Here is a 447-nt window from a genome sequence, read left to right on the forward strand (position 1 = left end):
CCCCCGAACTCCTCGCCCCCGCCACGGCTCCCGATGCCGGGGCCCCGGACGCGGCCTGGTTCGGACCCGCCCGCGACGGCGGCTTCTGGGCCCTGGGCCTGGGCGAACCCGACCCCGCTCTGGTCCGCGGGGTGCCGATGTCCACCGCCGGCACCGGTGCCGAACAGCGCCGCCGGCTCGTCGCGGCCGGGCTGCGCGTGGGCGACCTGCCGGAACTGGAGGACATGGACACCGTGGCCGAGGCCGATCGCATCGCCGCCCGGGTGGCGCCGGACAGCTGTTTCGCGGAGGTCTGGGGACACACCGTTCCCGGGGCGTCCGAGGAGTTCGGCACGCCCGGGGAGCCCGGGGAGCACGGGGCGCCCGTCGCCCCGGGAGCTTCCGGAGCCCGCCGGGAGAAGGGGGACAGCCCATGACCACCGCCCCCCGTCGCGGCATCCGTCCCAC

At 77.9% G+C, this 447-nt stretch carries 1 protein-coding gene; it reads left to right on the forward strand.

Going from position 1 to position 447, the window contains the following annotated elements; genetic code table 11:
* A partial coding sequence (locus tag FNQ90_RS26545) for a DUF2064 domain-containing protein (protein WP_182608599.1) occupies positions 1–416 on the forward strand: 416 nt, incomplete at its 5' end.
* Positions 417–447 lie beyond the last annotated feature (31 nt).

This window comes from Streptomyces alkaliphilus, assembly GCF_014141535.1.
Classification (GTDB): Bacteria; Actinomycetota; Actinomycetes; order Streptomycetales; family Streptomycetaceae; genus Streptomyces; species Streptomyces alkaliphilus.